General features: G+C 43.0%; 13 protein-coding genes. 11 read left to right on the top strand and 2 right to left on the bottom strand.

Translation table 11 applies throughout. The features are described 5' to 3' along the window. Positions 1-22 precede the first annotated feature (22 nt). The 8 genes from PSYCG_RS11430 (at position 23) to hisC (ending at position 8,219) form a co-directional block, all read left to right on the top strand. Complete coding sequence (locus PSYCG_RS11430; RefSeq protein WP_041772321.1) at positions 23-541, top strand: YraN family protein; 519 nt, start codon at positions 23-25, stop codon at positions 539-541. A gap of 226 nt (positions 542-767) precedes the next feature. Continuing rightward, positions 768-1,613 (top strand): BON domain-containing protein, encoded by an 846-nt coding sequence (locus PSYCG_RS11425; RefSeq protein WP_020444328.1) that lies wholly within the window; start codon positions 768-770, stop codon positions 1,611-1,613. Between the two features lie 245 nt (positions 1,614-1,858). Beyond that, positions 1,859-2,809 carry an alpha/beta hydrolase gene (locus PSYCG_RS11420; RefSeq protein WP_020444327.1) on the top strand — a complete coding sequence of 317 codons (951 nt, stop codon included), beginning with the start codon at positions 1,859-1,861 and terminating at the stop codon, positions 2,807-2,809. A 161-nt stretch (positions 2,810-2,970) separates the two neighbouring features. After that, positions 2,971-3,222: a BolA family protein gene (locus PSYCG_RS11415; RefSeq protein ID WP_011514505.1), complete on the top strand. Its 252-nt coding sequence runs from the start codon at positions 2,971-2,973 to the stop codon at positions 3,220-3,222. Positions 3,223-3,339: 117 nt separating this feature from the next. After that, the gene (murA, locus tag PSYCG_RS11410; protein ID WP_020444326.1) at positions 3,340-4,608 is read left to right on the top strand and encodes a UDP-N-acetylglucosamine 1-carboxyvinyltransferase; all 1,269 of its coding nucleotides are present in this window, start codon (positions 3,340-3,342) and stop codon (positions 4,606-4,608) included. A 141-nt stretch (positions 4,609-4,749) separates the two neighbouring features. After that, entirely contained in the window at positions 4,750-5,445 is a 696-nt protein-coding gene (gene hisG, locus PSYCG_RS11405; protein ID WP_020444325.1) for an ATP phosphoribosyltransferase, read from the top strand. A gap of 239 nt (positions 5,446-5,684) precedes the next feature. Further along, a complete protein-coding gene (gene hisD / locus PSYCG_RS11400) occupies positions 5,685-6,983 on the top strand; it encodes a histidinol dehydrogenase (RefSeq protein WP_020444324.1) in 1,299 nt (432 codons plus the stop codon). 102 nt (positions 6,984-7,085) lie between these two features. Further along, a complete protein-coding gene (gene hisC, locus PSYCG_RS11395) occupies positions 7,086-8,219 on the top strand; it encodes a histidinol-phosphate transaminase (RefSeq protein ID WP_020444323.1) in 1,134 nt (377 codons plus the stop codon). 114 nt (positions 8,220-8,333) lie between these two features. Here the strand turns inward: hisC and PSYCG_RS11390 are convergent, their stop codons facing one another. Both PSYCG_RS11390 and PSYCG_RS11385 read right to left on the bottom strand, forming a co-directional pair. Beyond that, on the bottom strand, positions 8,334-10,022 hold the full coding sequence (locus PSYCG_RS11390; RefSeq protein ID WP_020444322.1) for an anthranilate synthase component I family protein: 1,689 nt from the start codon (positions 10,020-10,022) through the stop codon (positions 8,334-8,336). Positions 10,023-10,025: 3 nt separating this feature from the next. Next, positions 10,026-11,261, bottom strand: a complete 1,236-nt coding sequence (locus PSYCG_RS11385) for a beta-ketoacyl-ACP synthase II (RefSeq protein WP_020444321.1) — start codon at positions 11,259-11,261, stop codon at positions 10,026-10,028. A gap of 635 nt (positions 11,262-11,896) precedes the next feature. Between PSYCG_RS11385 and PSYCG_RS11380 the strand changes: the two genes are divergently transcribed. From PSYCG_RS11380 to rpsG, 3 genes are all read left to right on the top strand, one after another. Beyond that, positions 11,897-13,144, top strand: coding sequence for an EcsC family protein (locus tag PSYCG_RS11380; RefSeq protein WP_020444320.1), 1,248 nt, complete (start codon positions 11,897-11,899; stop codon positions 13,142-13,144). Positions 13,145-13,584: 440 nt separating this feature from the next. Beyond that, complete coding sequence (gene rpsL / locus PSYCG_RS11375; RefSeq protein WP_011281154.1) at positions 13,585-13,959, top strand: 30S ribosomal protein S12; 375 nt, start codon at positions 13,585-13,587, stop codon at positions 13,957-13,959. Between the two features lie 208 nt (positions 13,960-14,167). Next, entirely contained in the window at positions 14,168-14,641 is a 474-nt protein-coding gene (rpsG, locus tag PSYCG_RS11370; protein ID WP_011514497.1) for a 30S ribosomal protein S7, read from the top strand. Positions 14,642-14,652: the final 11 nt, after the last annotated feature.

Below are 14,652 nucleotides of genomic sequence, written 5' to 3'. Positions count from 1 at the left end.
ACGCGAAAGTGGTTAGTTTAGCATGATGTGCTATGATAATTCTGAAATGTTGAGCAGACTTATAGACGTCATGGCAAATGATAAACCTTTAATGTTAACCTCCCCAAAGCAGCGCCAAGGTAGTTATTTTGAGCAGCAGGCGTGTGAATTTTTGCAAGGACAAGGGCTGATTTTGATTGCGCAAAACTGGCAGCAGCCCAAAGTTGGTGAGCTTGATTTGGTGATGTTAGAAAAAGGACAAGCGTGGTCGACACTGGTATTTGTGGAAGTGCGGCAAAGACAGCAATCACATTTTGGTGATGCGGCACTCAGCGTCACAGCAGCCAAGCAACGTAAAATTATCAAAGCAGCGCGTTATTTTTTACAGCAAAACCCTCAATATCATAAATATGAATGCCGGTTTGATGTGATTGCTTATAATACAATGAATAAAAAAAATAAAAATGAAGCCAATATCACGTTGGATAATCAACCAAATCAACGGTTAGAAATTAATCAGCCTGAATGGCTGCAAGGCGCATTTATCACGTCAGCTTGGTAATAAAACTTGTTTATGATTTATTTAAGCGTGGCTAATTTTATAATGTCAAAGCAAATTAAATGAAGTTGTCGTTACCAAAAGCCTAACTGTAAGCAGTAAAAATTCAGTAGAGTAGCGGCACTAAAATAATTTTATTGAATCAAGTTTTTGTCATATTTGTTAAAATTACAACCATGGACTGTTGCTATTATTTATTATGAATACTCATGTACTAAAGAGGTAAATCATGACACAGATGAATCTGCGCACTGCTATTTTTGGCTCACCGCGCCGTAACGCGATAGGCATTATATTAATGTCGAGCATTGTCACGACTGGCTGTACCACCAATTATTTGACCAATAGTACAGAAGGTACTTATGGCGTGCCCATGACTGAGCGTACTATTCCGCAGCGTCTTCTTGATCGTAGTATTGAGCATACCGTCAAGATTAACGTTTATGGTTTGCAGGAAAATTTGCAGCAAACCAGTCGCATGAGTATTGATAGCTTTAATAGTATTGTATTACTGACCGGTGAAGTGCCGACTGAAACAATTAAGGCAGAAGTCAGTAAAGTCGTAGGCTCTATGCCAGATGTTCGTCAAGTCTACAATGAGCTGACAGTTGGTGCTTCAAAAGGCTATAGCCAAACTGTCCATGACGGTTATATCACCTCAAAGCTGATGGCGAAAACGGCCGCTGCTGATGGGGTGAAAGCGTCACAAATTAGAGCAGTGACCAATAATGGCGTGGTTTATATCATGGGTCGTATGACACCGACGCAGCAAAGCCATCTGATTGATATTGCCAATAGCACGGTTGGTGTTACAGAATTGGTACTACTGACTACTGTCGTCGATGATCGAGGCGTAAAGCTGGGTAACGATGACATCATGTATGAGGCCAATGCTGCAAATTCAGCCCATCCAACTAGAGTTGCAGTCGTGAATAACAGAGCAATACCTAATACCAGTGGTTCTGTCGCAGCAGATGCGACTATCAGTGCCACACCTATTATAGTGACCGAAGATGGCTCACCAGTTACCGAGCCTTCATCCAGCCCTTACATTGACCTGTATCAAAACCCATAGATTGTAGTGAATTAGATGAGTGATTAATCTTGATAATATATTGTTATCTAATGCTAGTTTTATCTTAAAGTAGTCCAAATATCACTCACAAGAACACTAAATACCCATAACAGTAGAAGCACGATAAATTCCCTGTTATTCCGTAAAATATGTACAGTCAAAAAATATTAATCGCAAATATAGTTAATGCAGTGTAGGTGAGATTATAAATCTATAACTGACTGACATATAACAGGAATACTGCTATGAAGGCTTTAAATAATGATGTACAGCGACCTAAGGTAGGTATGTCCAAACTCGTACGTGTAGGGGTTACTACTGCGTTGGCAGTGGGCAGTATTGCGCTAGCGACGCAGCAAGCACAAGCGTTATCAGCGCTTGCTATCGTTAATGGTATTACTTCAAATGGCGGCATTGGGGTTAGTAAAGACATTCTGTATGGTGACGAGCCATTACAAGATTTGGATATTTACTATCCAAAACCTTTAGCGCAGGCCATGAAAACGAATACCACCATCAAACAAGATTATCCGATGGTGGTATTCGTTCATGGCGGCTCTTGGGAGAGTGGTAGTAAGGAAGAATATGCTTTTGTCGGGCAGAGTTTGGCGCAAGCAGGTTATGTGACTGCAGTGATTAATTATCGTAAAGCCCCTGAGCATGTCTATCCTGATTATGTCGAAGATACGGCGCAAGCGATTGCGTGGAGCTATAAGAATGCCAAGCGTTTCCATGCCAATCCAGAGCGTTTTGCAGTCGTTGGTCATTCTGCCGGAGCGTTTAACGCTGTTGCTGCGGTCGCCAATGAGGATTTTTTAAAGCCTTATGGTATTAAGCCAAAAGATATCACTGCAGTGATTGGTATTGCAGGTCCTTATAGTTATGACTTTCGTAAATTTAGTAGCGTCACCGCTTTTGCTGCCGACGCGACACCTGATGAGGTAATGCCAGATCGTCAGATCAAAGGGCAGCAGCCGCCGTATTTATTATTGACTGCTGAAAAAGACAAAGTTGTTTATGCAACCAATACCATCAAAATGACACAGGCGTTAAAAGCGGCAGGTGTTACCGTGCAGACAAGTGAAATTGCCGGTGCCAGTCATGCCACCAGTATTGGCGCGATGGCACCACCTCTACGCTGGGTCAATGATGTACGTGCACAAGTATTAAGTTATTTGGATAAAACCCTTAAATAAGGGTTGCAATTAATAAGTCCGACATGGGTATTGATTCTATTTTAGGCTAATAATGGTTAAGCATCGTTGTGTAAGACAGTGCTGTAAGATGGTCAAACTCTTGTTATAATGTCGTCACTTTACCTCTATACCCTATCTAAAACCTTAAGGCAGAATATTCTATGAGCATGAACGCTGACGATTTGATTGCATTTTTACAAACGCATTTTCCAGATGCCTTTATTCAAGCTGCCAATCAAGGAACTAAGTTTGATGTGCGTGTGGTTGATGCCAGTTTTGAGGGCAAACGCGCTGTGCAGCGTCAGCAAGCCGTTTATGCTTTGGTCAATGATAAAATCGCCAGTGGTGATATTCATGCGCTCAATATTCAAGCGTTAACGCCTGCTGAATGGGATGTTCAATCGCAAGGCTAGAGTAGGTTAAAGCTTTTTATTTACGACTGGATTGTTTATCACGAGCAAGTATTTTTGCCGCTAATAACCGATTCGGTTTTTCATTATTTTTATACTTATCGTTAGGTTGTCACCTTTATGGATCAATTTTTAATCACTGGTAGTAGTCGTATCGCAGGGGAAGTCACCATTTCAGGCGCTAAAAATGCCGCGTTGCCGTTGCTTGCGGCTATGATATTGGCTGAAACGCCGACGACATTGCACAATGTGCCATCGCTACAAGATGTGCGCACTTTGATTGAGTTGATTGGTGGCATGGGTATCAAAATCCAAAAGCAGGGTGATACCGTCACTTGCGATACCAAGAGTATCGATAATTTTTATGCGCCTTATGATTTAGTCAAAACCATGCGCGCCTCAATCTTAGTACTGGGTCCATTGTTGGCACGTTTTGGTGAGGCAGAAGTATCCTTGCCGGGTGGTTGTGCGATTGGTTCGCGCCCCGTTGATCAGCATCTTAAAGCCTTTGAAGCAATGGGTGCTAGTATTACAGTAGAAAACGGCTATGTAATCGCGCAAGCACCAAAAGGCGGCAAACTGCTAGGTTGTAAGTTCTCATTTGACATGGTGACGGTAGGCGGTACTGAAAACGTCATCATGGCAGCAGCACTTGCTAAAGGCACGACTGTTTTGGGCAACTGTGCGCTTGAGCCAGAAGTGGTTGATTTGGCTAATATGCTGGTCGCAATGGGTGCTAAAATCAGTGGTATTGGTACAGCAACCATGACGATTGAAGGCGTTGAGCGCTTGCATGGTTGTGAGTACTCGGTCGTGCCAGATCGTATCGAAACAGGCTCTTACCTTGCAGGTGCTTTGATGACACGCGGTGATGTATTGACTAAGAATACTTCTGCGCTACTATTAACACCTGTGCTAGAAAAGTTTGAAGACATGGGTGCAATTATCACTACGGGTGATGATTGGATTCGCGCACAAATGAAAGGTCGACCAAAAGCGGTCGATATTCGTACCCAGCCGCATCCAGGTTTTCCAACGGATATGCAGGCACAGGTGATGGCGATTGCTTGTTTGGCTGATGGCACCAGTACCTTTATCGAAAATATCTTTGAGAACCGTTATATGCATGTCCCTGAGCTTAATCGTTTGGGTGCCTCTATCCAAGTAGACGGTCATACGGCTGTGGTAAAAGGGGTTGAATGCTTTACAGCCGCGCCTGTGATGGCGACTGATTTGCGTGCTTCGATGTCATTGGTAATGGCAGCCGCAACAGCAGAAGGTGAGAGTTTAATTGACCGCATTTACCATATCGACCGTGGCTATGAGCACGTTGAAGACAAATTGCGTGCGCTTGGTGTCAATATCGAGCGTATTAACAGCAACGATTAATATGGCTTGCTAAAAGTTATAACGCTAGTATTAATACTGGCGTTATAATCAAAATAAATTTTAAGCCTAGTGTAATTTTATTAAAAATGCCCTTTGACGGCGACAACTTTCAGCACCATCAGCACACGGACCAGCGTCACTATGACTGAAGTAACCAACAGCTTACCAACCAGTGGTTTATTAAACGAAGTAAATGATGAGTTTTCAGGCTTAACACTGGCGTTATCCAAGGGTCGTATCTTAGAAGAGACGATGCCACTTTTGCGTGCCGCTGGCGTTGAATTATTGGAAGATCCTGAAGCCTCACGCAAGCTTATTTTTCCAACCTCAAATCCCAATGTCCGAGTATTAATTTTACGCGCAAGCGATGTGCCAACGTATGTTGAACACGGTGCAGCGGATTTTGGTGTGGCAGGTAAAGATGTGTTGCTTGAGCATGGCGCCAATCATGTTTATGAATTATTAGATCTGAAGATTGCTCAGTGTAAGCTCATGACCGCTGGCGTAAAAGATGCACCTTTGCCAAACCGTCGCCTACGTATTGCCACCAAGTACGTGAATGTTGCCCGTGCTTATTTTGCAAGTCAAGGACAGCAAGTTGATGTGATCAAGCTGTACGGCTCGATGGAACTTGCGCCCTTGGTTGGTTTAGGTGATTTGATAGTCGACGTCGTTGATACGGGCAATACCTTACGTGCCAATGGACTCGAAGCGCGCGATCATATCTGTGATGTCTCCTCCCGTCTTATCGTCAACCAAGTCAGTTATAAGCGCAAGTTTTCGTTGCTTGAGCCGATATTAGATAGTTTTAAAAATAGTATCAGCAATGCTTCATAAACCAGTACATGATAAAAGCGTATCGTAGATTGATAATATCAAGTATGGTTATACAAAATTCCAAACCAGTTTAGCGCTCTAAGGAGAACATAGCGTGCTAAACTGGTTTTATTGTATTTGCATGTCAGCTAATAAAAGCACTGTATAGTCTGAATGTGATTGTTATAAATAAGCTGGCATTTAAGCCCTCATATCATCCTTTTTACCGCCGTATTCATGCTCAAATATAGGACAAAGCCATGCGCCAATTAAGTACGCAAGACGCCGATTTTGACAGTCAGTTGATAGAACTGCTTGCTTTTGAAACCGTTAATGATGCCGATTTACTCAAAACGGTAGAGGACATTATTAGTAAAGTCCGTCATGGCGGGGATAGTGTGGTGCTAGAATTGACGCAGCAGTTTGATCAACATCCAGCAACGACGATGAAGGCTTTAGAATTATCCAAAGAGGCACTTGCTGAAGCATTTGCCAATCTTGATGATGCCGTGAAAAGCGCTCTGACCACAGCAGCGACGCGCGTGCAGAGCTTTCATGAGCGCCAAGTACAAGAGTCATGGCAGTATGAAGATGAGTTCGGCAATCGTTTAGGTCAAAAGGTCACGCCGCTTGACCGTGTCGGCATTTATGTGCCGGGCGGTCTGGCATCTTATCCTTCTTCAGTATTAATGAACGCTATCCCTGCCAAAGTTGCTGGTGTCAAAGAAGTCATCATGGTCGTACCCGCTCCAAAAGGTGTGCTCAATCCCTTGGTATTAGCGGCGGCGCATTTGGCACAAGTTGATCGCGTTTTTACTATTGGCGGCGCGCAAGCAGTAGCGGCATTGGCATATGGTACTGAAACGATTCCGGCAGTAGATAAAATCACTGGACCGGGCAACAAATATGTTGCAGCCGCCAAACGCGCGGTATTTGGTCAAGTCGGTATCGATATGATTGCCGGACCTTCTGAGGTACTGGTTTATGCAGAAGGCACGGCGAAAGACCGTGCTGATTGGTTAGCGATGGATTTATTATCACAGGCAGAGCATGACTGTATTGCCCAAGCGATTTTTGTGACTACAAGTGAAAAACAGCTTAAAGAAGTCGCCATTGAAATTGAAAAAGCCTTGGCTGAATTACCCAAGGCAGATATCGCTCGTGATTCGCTAAAAAATCGTGGCGCGCTTATCTTGGTTAAAGATCGTGCAGAAGGCATGGCAGTTATCAATCGCGTTGCGCCTGAGCATTTGGAGCTGTCTGTTGATAATCCAGACGCGTTGCTTGGTAGTATTCGTCATGCAGGTGCTATCTTTATGGGACGTCATACGCCAGAGGCAATCGGTGACTACTGTGCAGGACCGAATCATGTGCTACCGACATCGGGTACAGCACGCTTTTCGTCACCGCTTGGCGTCTATGATTTTCAAAAGAAGTCATCTATTATTTATTGTAGTGAAGCGGGCAGTAAGCCTTTGGCTGAGACGGCAGATATTTTAGCGCAGCATGAGGACTTAGAAGCCCATGCGCGTTCAGCCCGTTATCGTTACCAGTCCTAATTTTTTCAAAGACAATTATTGGAATAACAGGTCTTTGGATAACAATTATTGGAATAATAGTTTTGGAAATAACCATTTCTGTGATTAATAGTAGGATAACTTATGAGTGAATCAAAGATAGATAACAGACTTTGGTCATCTAAAGCGCGTAATTTATCGCCGTATGTTCCTGGCGAGCAGCCCCAGCATGACGATTTGTGCAAGTTGAACACCAATGAAAATCCATTTCCACCTTCACCAAAAGTGGCTGAGGCGATTATTGAAGTCTTAGCGCAGCAAGCGGATGATTTGCGCTTGTATCCTGCACCTGAGTCTGAAGAATTGCGCGGCGCATTGGCCACGCTTTATGATCTTGATATCAATCAAGTGTTCGTTGGTAATGGCTCAGATGAAGTATTGGCACTGGTATTTGCCAGCTTCTTCTTAAAAGAGCGCCCAATTTTGGCGCCTGATATTAGCTACAGCTTTTATCCCGTTTATGCTAATACCTTTGGTATAGAGCTTGTGCAAATCCCATTAGAAGCAGATTTTAGTATCAGTCCTGATGCCTATCGTCGACCTTGCAGTGGTATCATTATTGCCAATCCAAATGCGCCAACCGGTTTATTATTGTCGCTTGCTGATATCCGTAAGCTTGCAGGCGAGCACTCAAACTCAGTGATTGTGATTGATGAGGCGTATATTGATTTTGCTCAGCTAGAAGAGAGTAGTCCAGACGTAGAAGTATCAGCGGTTAGCCTTATTAATGAATTTGATAACTTGCTAGTTACCCAGACCTTTTCAAAATCGCGTTCGCTTGCTGGACTGCGTGTCGGTATGGCATTTGGTAATGCCTCGTTGATTGAAGCATTAACGCGTATGAAAAACAGCTTTAATAGCTATCCACTTGATAAGTTGGCACAAGCTGGTGCAACAGCTAGCGTCTTAGATGTTGAATACTTTGAGAAAACCCGCCAGCAGGTCATTGATTTGCGTACATCGTTGACAGCTGAGTTGACGGCCTTAGGTTATGACGTACTGCCATCACATGCCAACTTTGTCTTTGCGCGTCCTCATGATGGTGCTGCCAGTCAAATAGCAGAAGTATTACGTGAGCAAGGTATCATTGTTCGTCATTTTGATAAGCCGCGTATTAATGAGTATTTGCGCATTACGATTGGCACCGCTGCCCAGAACGAGCGTTTAATTGATGCGTTAAAATCGCTACAAGCTGTAGCGGATGTCGAGGCAAATTAATACCTAGCTCAACTATAGTACTAAAACAATGTTTCATAAGTAATAAAAAGAGCCTGCTCACATGATGTTAGCAGGCTCTTTTGTGCCGCTTTAAGCTGTTTTCGAATATAAAGCTCAGTGGTTGGCTGTTTTAGCAAGGACAGATAATAGGTTGCCGACTTTATCTAGGCACTCCTGATATTCAGCATCGCAGTCTGAGGCAACGGTAATACCTCCACCCGCCCATAAACTGACTTGTTTGCTATTGTCAGCTGTGCTGGTCGCTTGCAGTGTGCGAATCAGTACATTCCACTGACCGCTACCATCAAAGTTCATATAGCCCATAGTGCCACAATAAGCACTACGCGGTGCCGCTTCCAATTCTGCAATAATCTCCACCGCCCGTTTCTTTGGCGTGCCAGTAATTGATCCTGCAGGCAAACTGCCAAATAAGACGCTTAACGGATGGGTATCTGTCTTGAGCTCGGCGGTAATGGTGCTGACCATATGATGTACATTACTAAAGCTCTCGATCGCAAATAGCTGAGGCACTTTTACGCTACCGATTTTGGCGTATTTACCCAAGTCATTACGTAACAAATCCACAATCATAACGTTTTCTGCACGGTCTTTTTCGCTGTTGATTAACTGCTGCTTGTAGTCATTATCTTGTTCGATTGTTAAGCCGCGCGGCATGGTTCCTTTGATTGGCTTGGTACGTATATGATGCTTGCCAGTCTCAATATCTTTGCTAAAGGTAAAAAACAATTCCGGCGAACAGCTTAATAATTCAAACTGCTGGTTTGATGTATTTACTTTACCTTCATGATTATAGCTATCAATGGCTATATATCCTGCAAAAGGTGCTTGGGTATTAGTGTGCAAAGCAGGTAAATAGTCAATGAGGCTTGTGACTGAATTATCTTCATAAGTGCTTAAATAGCCACTCCATGCTTGGGTTAAATTGATTTGATAACAATCGCCTTGTTGCAAATAATTTTGCGTTTGATGAAACGCCTGCTGATAATGCTGTTTGCTCCACTGAGCTTCTAGTAATAAAGGCGGCTTTTTACAGGAGTATTTTTTAGTGCCATTCTCATTCGATAGTTGATTATCCAAACCATCTAAATAAGATGTCAGCACTCTGATTAGTGCATTTGTATCCTGCTGGACTGAGCTGCTGTCAGAGTTATTATTGTTATCATTTTTTACCTTTAGCTGCCAACTGCTTTGACTGTCTGAATCAGCGGTTAGGTAAATATCATAATGCCCCAATAACGCGCACGGCTGTGCTGCCATCTCAATATTGGCAGTTGGGCTTAATTCATGAGCGCCAATGTCATAACTGATAAAACCTATTAAGCCATGCTGATAATACGGCGACTGATTATCCTGACTTATTGAAATTGAGCTAGCACTGTTATTTTCATGAGCCCGACTGTAAGCAATTAATTCTTCTTGCCAGTCGCTATAACTCATATAGCTTGTAATAGCACTATCACTGGAATTACTATAAAGGTGAACATGCCCACGCCGTGTTTTCTCGATTTTATAAAGGTTTCCCTGCTTAGTAGCATGCAGCTTGTCATTAGTCACAGGATAAACGCACCAGCTCGTCTTTGGTAAGAAGCCAATCACAGGTCGCCCATCATTATTGAGCCAAACCAGCTGCCAGTTTGCTTTACTATTTTGTTCTAACAAATGTCGTTGCAGGTGCAGCATTAATTCGGCAGCAGATAAGTCACCAAAACGCCAGCTAGTTTTGCTAGCTGGCGGTAGGGCAGAATCTGTCTGCACAGTGGTATGAGTATCTATTACAACCATAGTTTAAGCGTCAAACTTTTTGATGATTAGTGTTGCATTAGTACCGCCAAAGCCAAAGCTATTGCTCATAAGAGTTTCAAGCTCAACATCGCGTTTTTCAGTGACGATATCAAAGCCTTTGGCAGCCGGATCTAATTCTGTAATATTGATACTTGGTGCAATAAAGCTGTCTTGTAACATCAGTAAGCAATAAATCAGCTCTTGTGCACCAACCGCACCTAAGCTATGACCTGTCATAGACTTAGTCGAGCTAATAGCAGGCACTTTACTGATATCGTTATCAAATACTTTAGCAATAGCTTTAAGCTCAGTGATGTCACCAAGTGGCGTACTGGTACCATGGCTATTGATATAATCTACGCTTTCTAAACCCGCTTCAGCAAGCGCCAGCTTCATACAGCGTACTGCGCCTTCACCGCTTGGCGCGACCATTTCTGCGCCATCAGAGCTGGCACCATAACCGACGATTTCAGCCAAGATATTGGCACCGCGCGCCTCGGCATGCTCAAGACTTTCAACGACCACCATCGCGCCACCTGCCGCGATAACAAAACCATCACGGTCTTTATCATAGGCTCTTGAGGCAAGCTCTGGGGTGTCGTTATATTGAGTGCTGACCGCGCCCATGGCATCAAACATACAAGACTGTGTCCAATGTTCGGCCTCACTACCACCAGCCAGTATCACATCGGCTTTACCCAATTGAATCAGCTCGGCAGCATGACCGATACAATGCGTCGATGTGGCACAAGCAGAGGTTAATGAGTATGAGATACCTTGGATTTTTAGACCAGTAGCAAGCGCCGCCGATACTGAGCTGCCCATAGTTTTTGGTACAGCCATCGCACCAACGCCGCGTAACCCTTTTTCTCGCATGGCGTCTATTGCATTGGCGATATTTTCTGTTGACGCGCCGCCAGAGCTGGCAACCACACCCACGCGTGGATTACTATTGATGGTTTCGAGAGATAGACCGGCGTGCTCAATCGCATTTAGGGCGCTGACATAAGCATATAGGCTTGCGTCACTAAAAAACCGTTTTAGTTTGCGGTCAATAGCTGAGGTATCAAGCTGTGAGTGATCAATACTGCCGCTGACGTGTGATTTGAACTCGTGCTCAGCATAAGATTCGTTGAACGTGATGCCAGAGCGTCCTTGTTTAAGAGCCTCTGTGACAGTAGCCAAATCATGTCCGATACAAGAGACAATCCCTGCTCCAGTGATAACAACGCGGCGCATACAATATTCCTTATTAGTAACGATTTTTTTGATAATTACTTTTAATCATCGTTTTAAAATATCTGCTTCTACCATATCACTTTATCTCTATCTGTCTTTGATAATATAATGTGTTGTTATATCAAGGCATTTCAGTGCTAGAAGCGGACTCTAACGCTATCATGGATTCATAGAGAGTTGAGAGAAATAGAGTGCAGGTAAATAATGGTACAAGTGTACTTTGAATTATGGCATATGATACCGTATCGAGGTGGCAAAATGTTTGAGTAAATGCAAAATAATAATAAAATAGGGCTTATCAGCAACAATGGTTATTCTATAGTTTTATGCAGTTTGTTATTAAGAAGCAAACAATAAGGGCGATGCATGCCATGGTACAAGCTTCTTTAATATGAGCTAATGTAATAGATATACTATGATGGTTAAGTTGTTATCGATAAATGACACTTTTAGATACAAAAGGGCTGATAGCGATAACATTGTTCGCACTGACACTCACAATAGGGGTTCGCTAGAATGGCAAACAGCGTATTATTATAAAAAGGGTGTTAGAGCAGCATTTTAACAATAGTGATTTAACACTTAGTACTTTAACCATATTACTTTATAACAAACATCATATTAAGGATATTAAGATGGGAAAGCGTAGCACTTTATCGAAAGGTATTAGTACGGTTGGCTCTTTTACGCGTAGCAATCTAGAGCGTATGGGTGCCATGATTGATAGCGCGAATGCAAAAACTGGTAAACCGCGTCAATTTAAAGCGGTGAACTTAGGCGATGAAGATTACCAACAAGATTTGTTCCGTGAGCAAACGTTAAAAGCCACTCAGCAGTTATTGGGCACACGCTTTGCTGCTTATGGTAAATATGCCAAAAAAGTGGTGCCGAACAGCTTCTTTGAGTCGACCGTTGATGGCGCTTTTGCTCAAATTGCTAAGCTTGCCGACAACTGGAGTCAGATTGATTTACCGAATCAGCATCGCTTTGCCAATATTGTGAGCTTAGACGACGAGCAGCGTTACGCGTTAGCGACCGATATCGCCAATCAAAACCGTGCATTAGCGACGCTTGGCGGTGTTACAGGTTTGGCAGGTTTGCCGGGCTTGCTTGCGGATACATTATGGTTATTGTTGGTTTCTCTACGCACCGTTTATCAATTGGGCGCTGTATATAACAAGCCGTTGACTGGCAAGCAAGGCGTCAAAATGGCCTATGAGTTACTTGCCAATGCAGATCTCAGCAAAATGCAAGAGAAGCAAGCATTGCTGGCAGGTATTGGTATTGGTAAAGGTTTACTGGATAGCGCCCAAAGCAGCGGTTTACACAATGAGCTCAAAAACTTAGGCTTGCAGAATAAAAAAGTTAATTTTTACGCAGAGCAAGTGGACAGTATTGCCAGTCAGGTCGGTGTTGATTTGGATCAGATCAACTTAACATGGATACGTCGATTCCTGCCAGCCACTGCCGTTATCGTTGGTATGCGCTATAACAGTCAGCTGATTGATGAGGTCATTGGCGTTGCTCAAGCAACTTTTGCGCCAGAAGCTAAGCTTGCCAATCGTGCTATTACTGATGATAGTAGCAGCGAAGTAAAGGTTAGTAAGGCAACGGGCAGCACTGAGCAGAAAGAAAAAGAATCAAAAGATGCAGCATCAAAGAACATAAAGTTAGACGCTAATGCTGCAAAAGAGGATGCAAAAGATACTCAGAAAAAAGCTGACGATAAAGAAAACGATGTTCAAAATGATGTTGATGCTATAGCTGACGAAAAGAAGACTAGTGAAAAGAAAGTCGACAGCATTAAGAATGATAAGCAGAATAGTGCAGATAAATCTTCTGACAGCAAAACAAAAAAAGCAGCTGCTAAGTCGAGTAAATAATAAGCCATTAAGGTTTATTGATTATTTCGTTTTAGAATACTGAAGATCTACGTAATTGCTATTTATCTTTAATGTTGGCGATATCGGCTTACTTCTATTGAAAATTAAACCGATATCGCCATATAGCTCAGGTAAATGACTGTTTTTTATCTCTAAATATCTTATCTAAATGATGTAAGCATCTACTTTTGATACCGTATTTAGTTAGCTGTTTTTTCGGTTATGCCGTTAAAAACAGATAAAGTGGTATAGTAGTAGACCGAATACATATCTATCCGCTGCTGTAAAGTCCAACTGCTCATAAGTGGTTGAAATAGCAGCAACAAGTCTTTATAATACACTGTCCTAAAAATGGGTGTGCCAAAATCTGTCGTTAAAGTCAGATGGATGGTGCGTTTCCCTATTTTTTTGTTTTTTACCAAACGGGAGAAGGATGCCTCATGGCAACAACTAACCAATTGATTCGTAAAGGTCGCAAAACCATCAAGGAAAAGTCAAAAGTTCCTGCGTTGGAAGCGTGCCCACAACGCCGTGGTGTATGTACTCGCGTATATACTACTACCCCTAAAAAACCTAACTCAGCCATGCGTAAAGTATGTCGTGTACGTTTGACTTCAGGTTATGAAGTATCAAGCTACATCGGCGGCGAAGGTCATAACCTACAAGAGCACAGTGTTGTTCTTATCCGCGGTGGTCGTGTAAAAGATCTACCAGGTGTACGTTATCACACCGTTCGTGGTGCACTAGATTGCGCAGGCGTTAAAGACCGTAAGCAAGGTCGTTCTAAATATGGTGCTAAGAAACCTAAAGTTTAATAACTAACCGTTATTAAATGAGTTTCTTTGTATCAAACATTAACTGTGCATGGGTCTGATGTGAGTAATTTTTGACCAAATGAGTCATTAACCTTTATCACACACCGCCATGCAGTAAGGCTGACTGACAACTCGATATAACGCCATCCAATATTAATTGGTGCGAGATTGTGAATGTCAGACACTCCTGAAGAAAAGGATATTTATTATGCCAAGACGTCGCGTCGTTGCTACCCGTGAGATCCTACCGGATCCTAAGTTTGGTAGCCAAACTGTTGCAAAATTCATCAACCATGTCATGAGTCATGGTAAAAAATCTACTGCTGAGCGTATCGTTTACGGTGCACTTGAGACAGTAAGCCAAAAGCGTAACATCGAAGATCCAGTTTCTTTCTTTGAAGAAGTATTGGAAAATGTTCGCCCAATGGTTGAAGTAAAAGCTCGCCGTGTTGGTGGTGCAACCTACCAAGTGCCAATGGAAGTACGCCCCTCCCGTCGTACCGCCTTGGCTATGCGTTGGTTAGCTGAAGCTGCTGCAAAGCGTTCTGAAAAATCAATGGCTTTGCGTTTAGCTGGCGAATTGAATGATGCTGCTGATGGCAAAGGTAATGCTATGAAGAAGCGTGACGAAGTTCACCGCATGGCAGATGCTAACAAAGCATTCTCTCATTACCGTTTCTAAGCTACTCTTAA

Source organism: Psychrobacter sp. G (genome assembly GCF_000418305.1).
In the GTDB taxonomy this organism is placed as follows: domain Bacteria; phylum Pseudomonadota; class Gammaproteobacteria; order Pseudomonadales; family Moraxellaceae; genus Psychrobacter; species Psychrobacter cryohalolentis.
The sequence above is the reverse complement of the archived record's forward strand: the minus strand, read 5'-3'. Positions and strand labels throughout refer to the sequence as shown.

Bases quoted from the DNA above. Each gene is read 5' to 3' on its own strand.
- hisG (WP_020444325.1), top strand. From the start codon at position 4,750: ATGACTGAAGTAACCAACAGCTTACCAACCAGTGGTTTATTAAACGAA.
- hisC (WP_020444323.1), top strand. From the start codon at position 7,086: ATGAGTGAATCAAAGATAGATAACAGACTTTGGTCATCTAAAGCGCGT.
- PSYCG_RS11380 (WP_020444320.1), top strand. From the start codon at position 11,897: ATGGGAAAGCGTAGCACTTTATCGAAAGGTATTAGTACGGTTGGCTCT.
- PSYCG_RS11415 (WP_011514505.1), top strand. From the start codon at position 2,971: ATGAGCATGAACGCTGACGATTTGATTGCATTTTTACAAACGCATTTT.
- rpsG (WP_011514497.1), top strand. From the start codon at position 14,168: ATGCCAAGACGTCGCGTCGTTGCTACCCGTGAGATCCTACCGGATCCT.
- rpsL (WP_011281154.1), top strand. From the start codon at position 13,585: ATGGCAACAACTAACCAATTGATTCGTAAAGGTCGCAAAACCATCAAG.
- hisD (WP_020444324.1), top strand. From the start codon at position 5,685: ATGCGCCAATTAAGTACGCAAGACGCCGATTTTGACAGTCAGTTGATA.
- PSYCG_RS11425 (WP_020444328.1), top strand. From the start codon at position 768: ATGACACAGATGAATCTGCGCACTGCTATTTTTGGCTCACCGCGCCGT.
- PSYCG_RS11385 (WP_020444321.1), bottom strand. From the start codon at position 11,261: ATGCGCCGCGTTGTTATCACTGGAGCAGGGATTGTCTCTTGTATCGGA.
- murA (WP_020444326.1), top strand. From the start codon at position 3,340: ATGGATCAATTTTTAATCACTGGTAGTAGTCGTATCGCAGGGGAAGTC.
- PSYCG_RS11390 (WP_020444322.1), bottom strand. From the start codon at position 10,022: ATGGTTGTAATAGATACTCATACCACTGTGCAGACAGATTCTGCCCTA.
- PSYCG_RS11430 (WP_041772321.1), top strand. From the start codon at position 23: ATGATGTGCTATGATAATTCTGAAATGTTGAGCAGACTTATAGACGTC.
- PSYCG_RS11420 (WP_020444327.1), top strand. From the start codon at position 1,859: ATGAAGGCTTTAAATAATGATGTACAGCGACCTAAGGTAGGTATGTCC.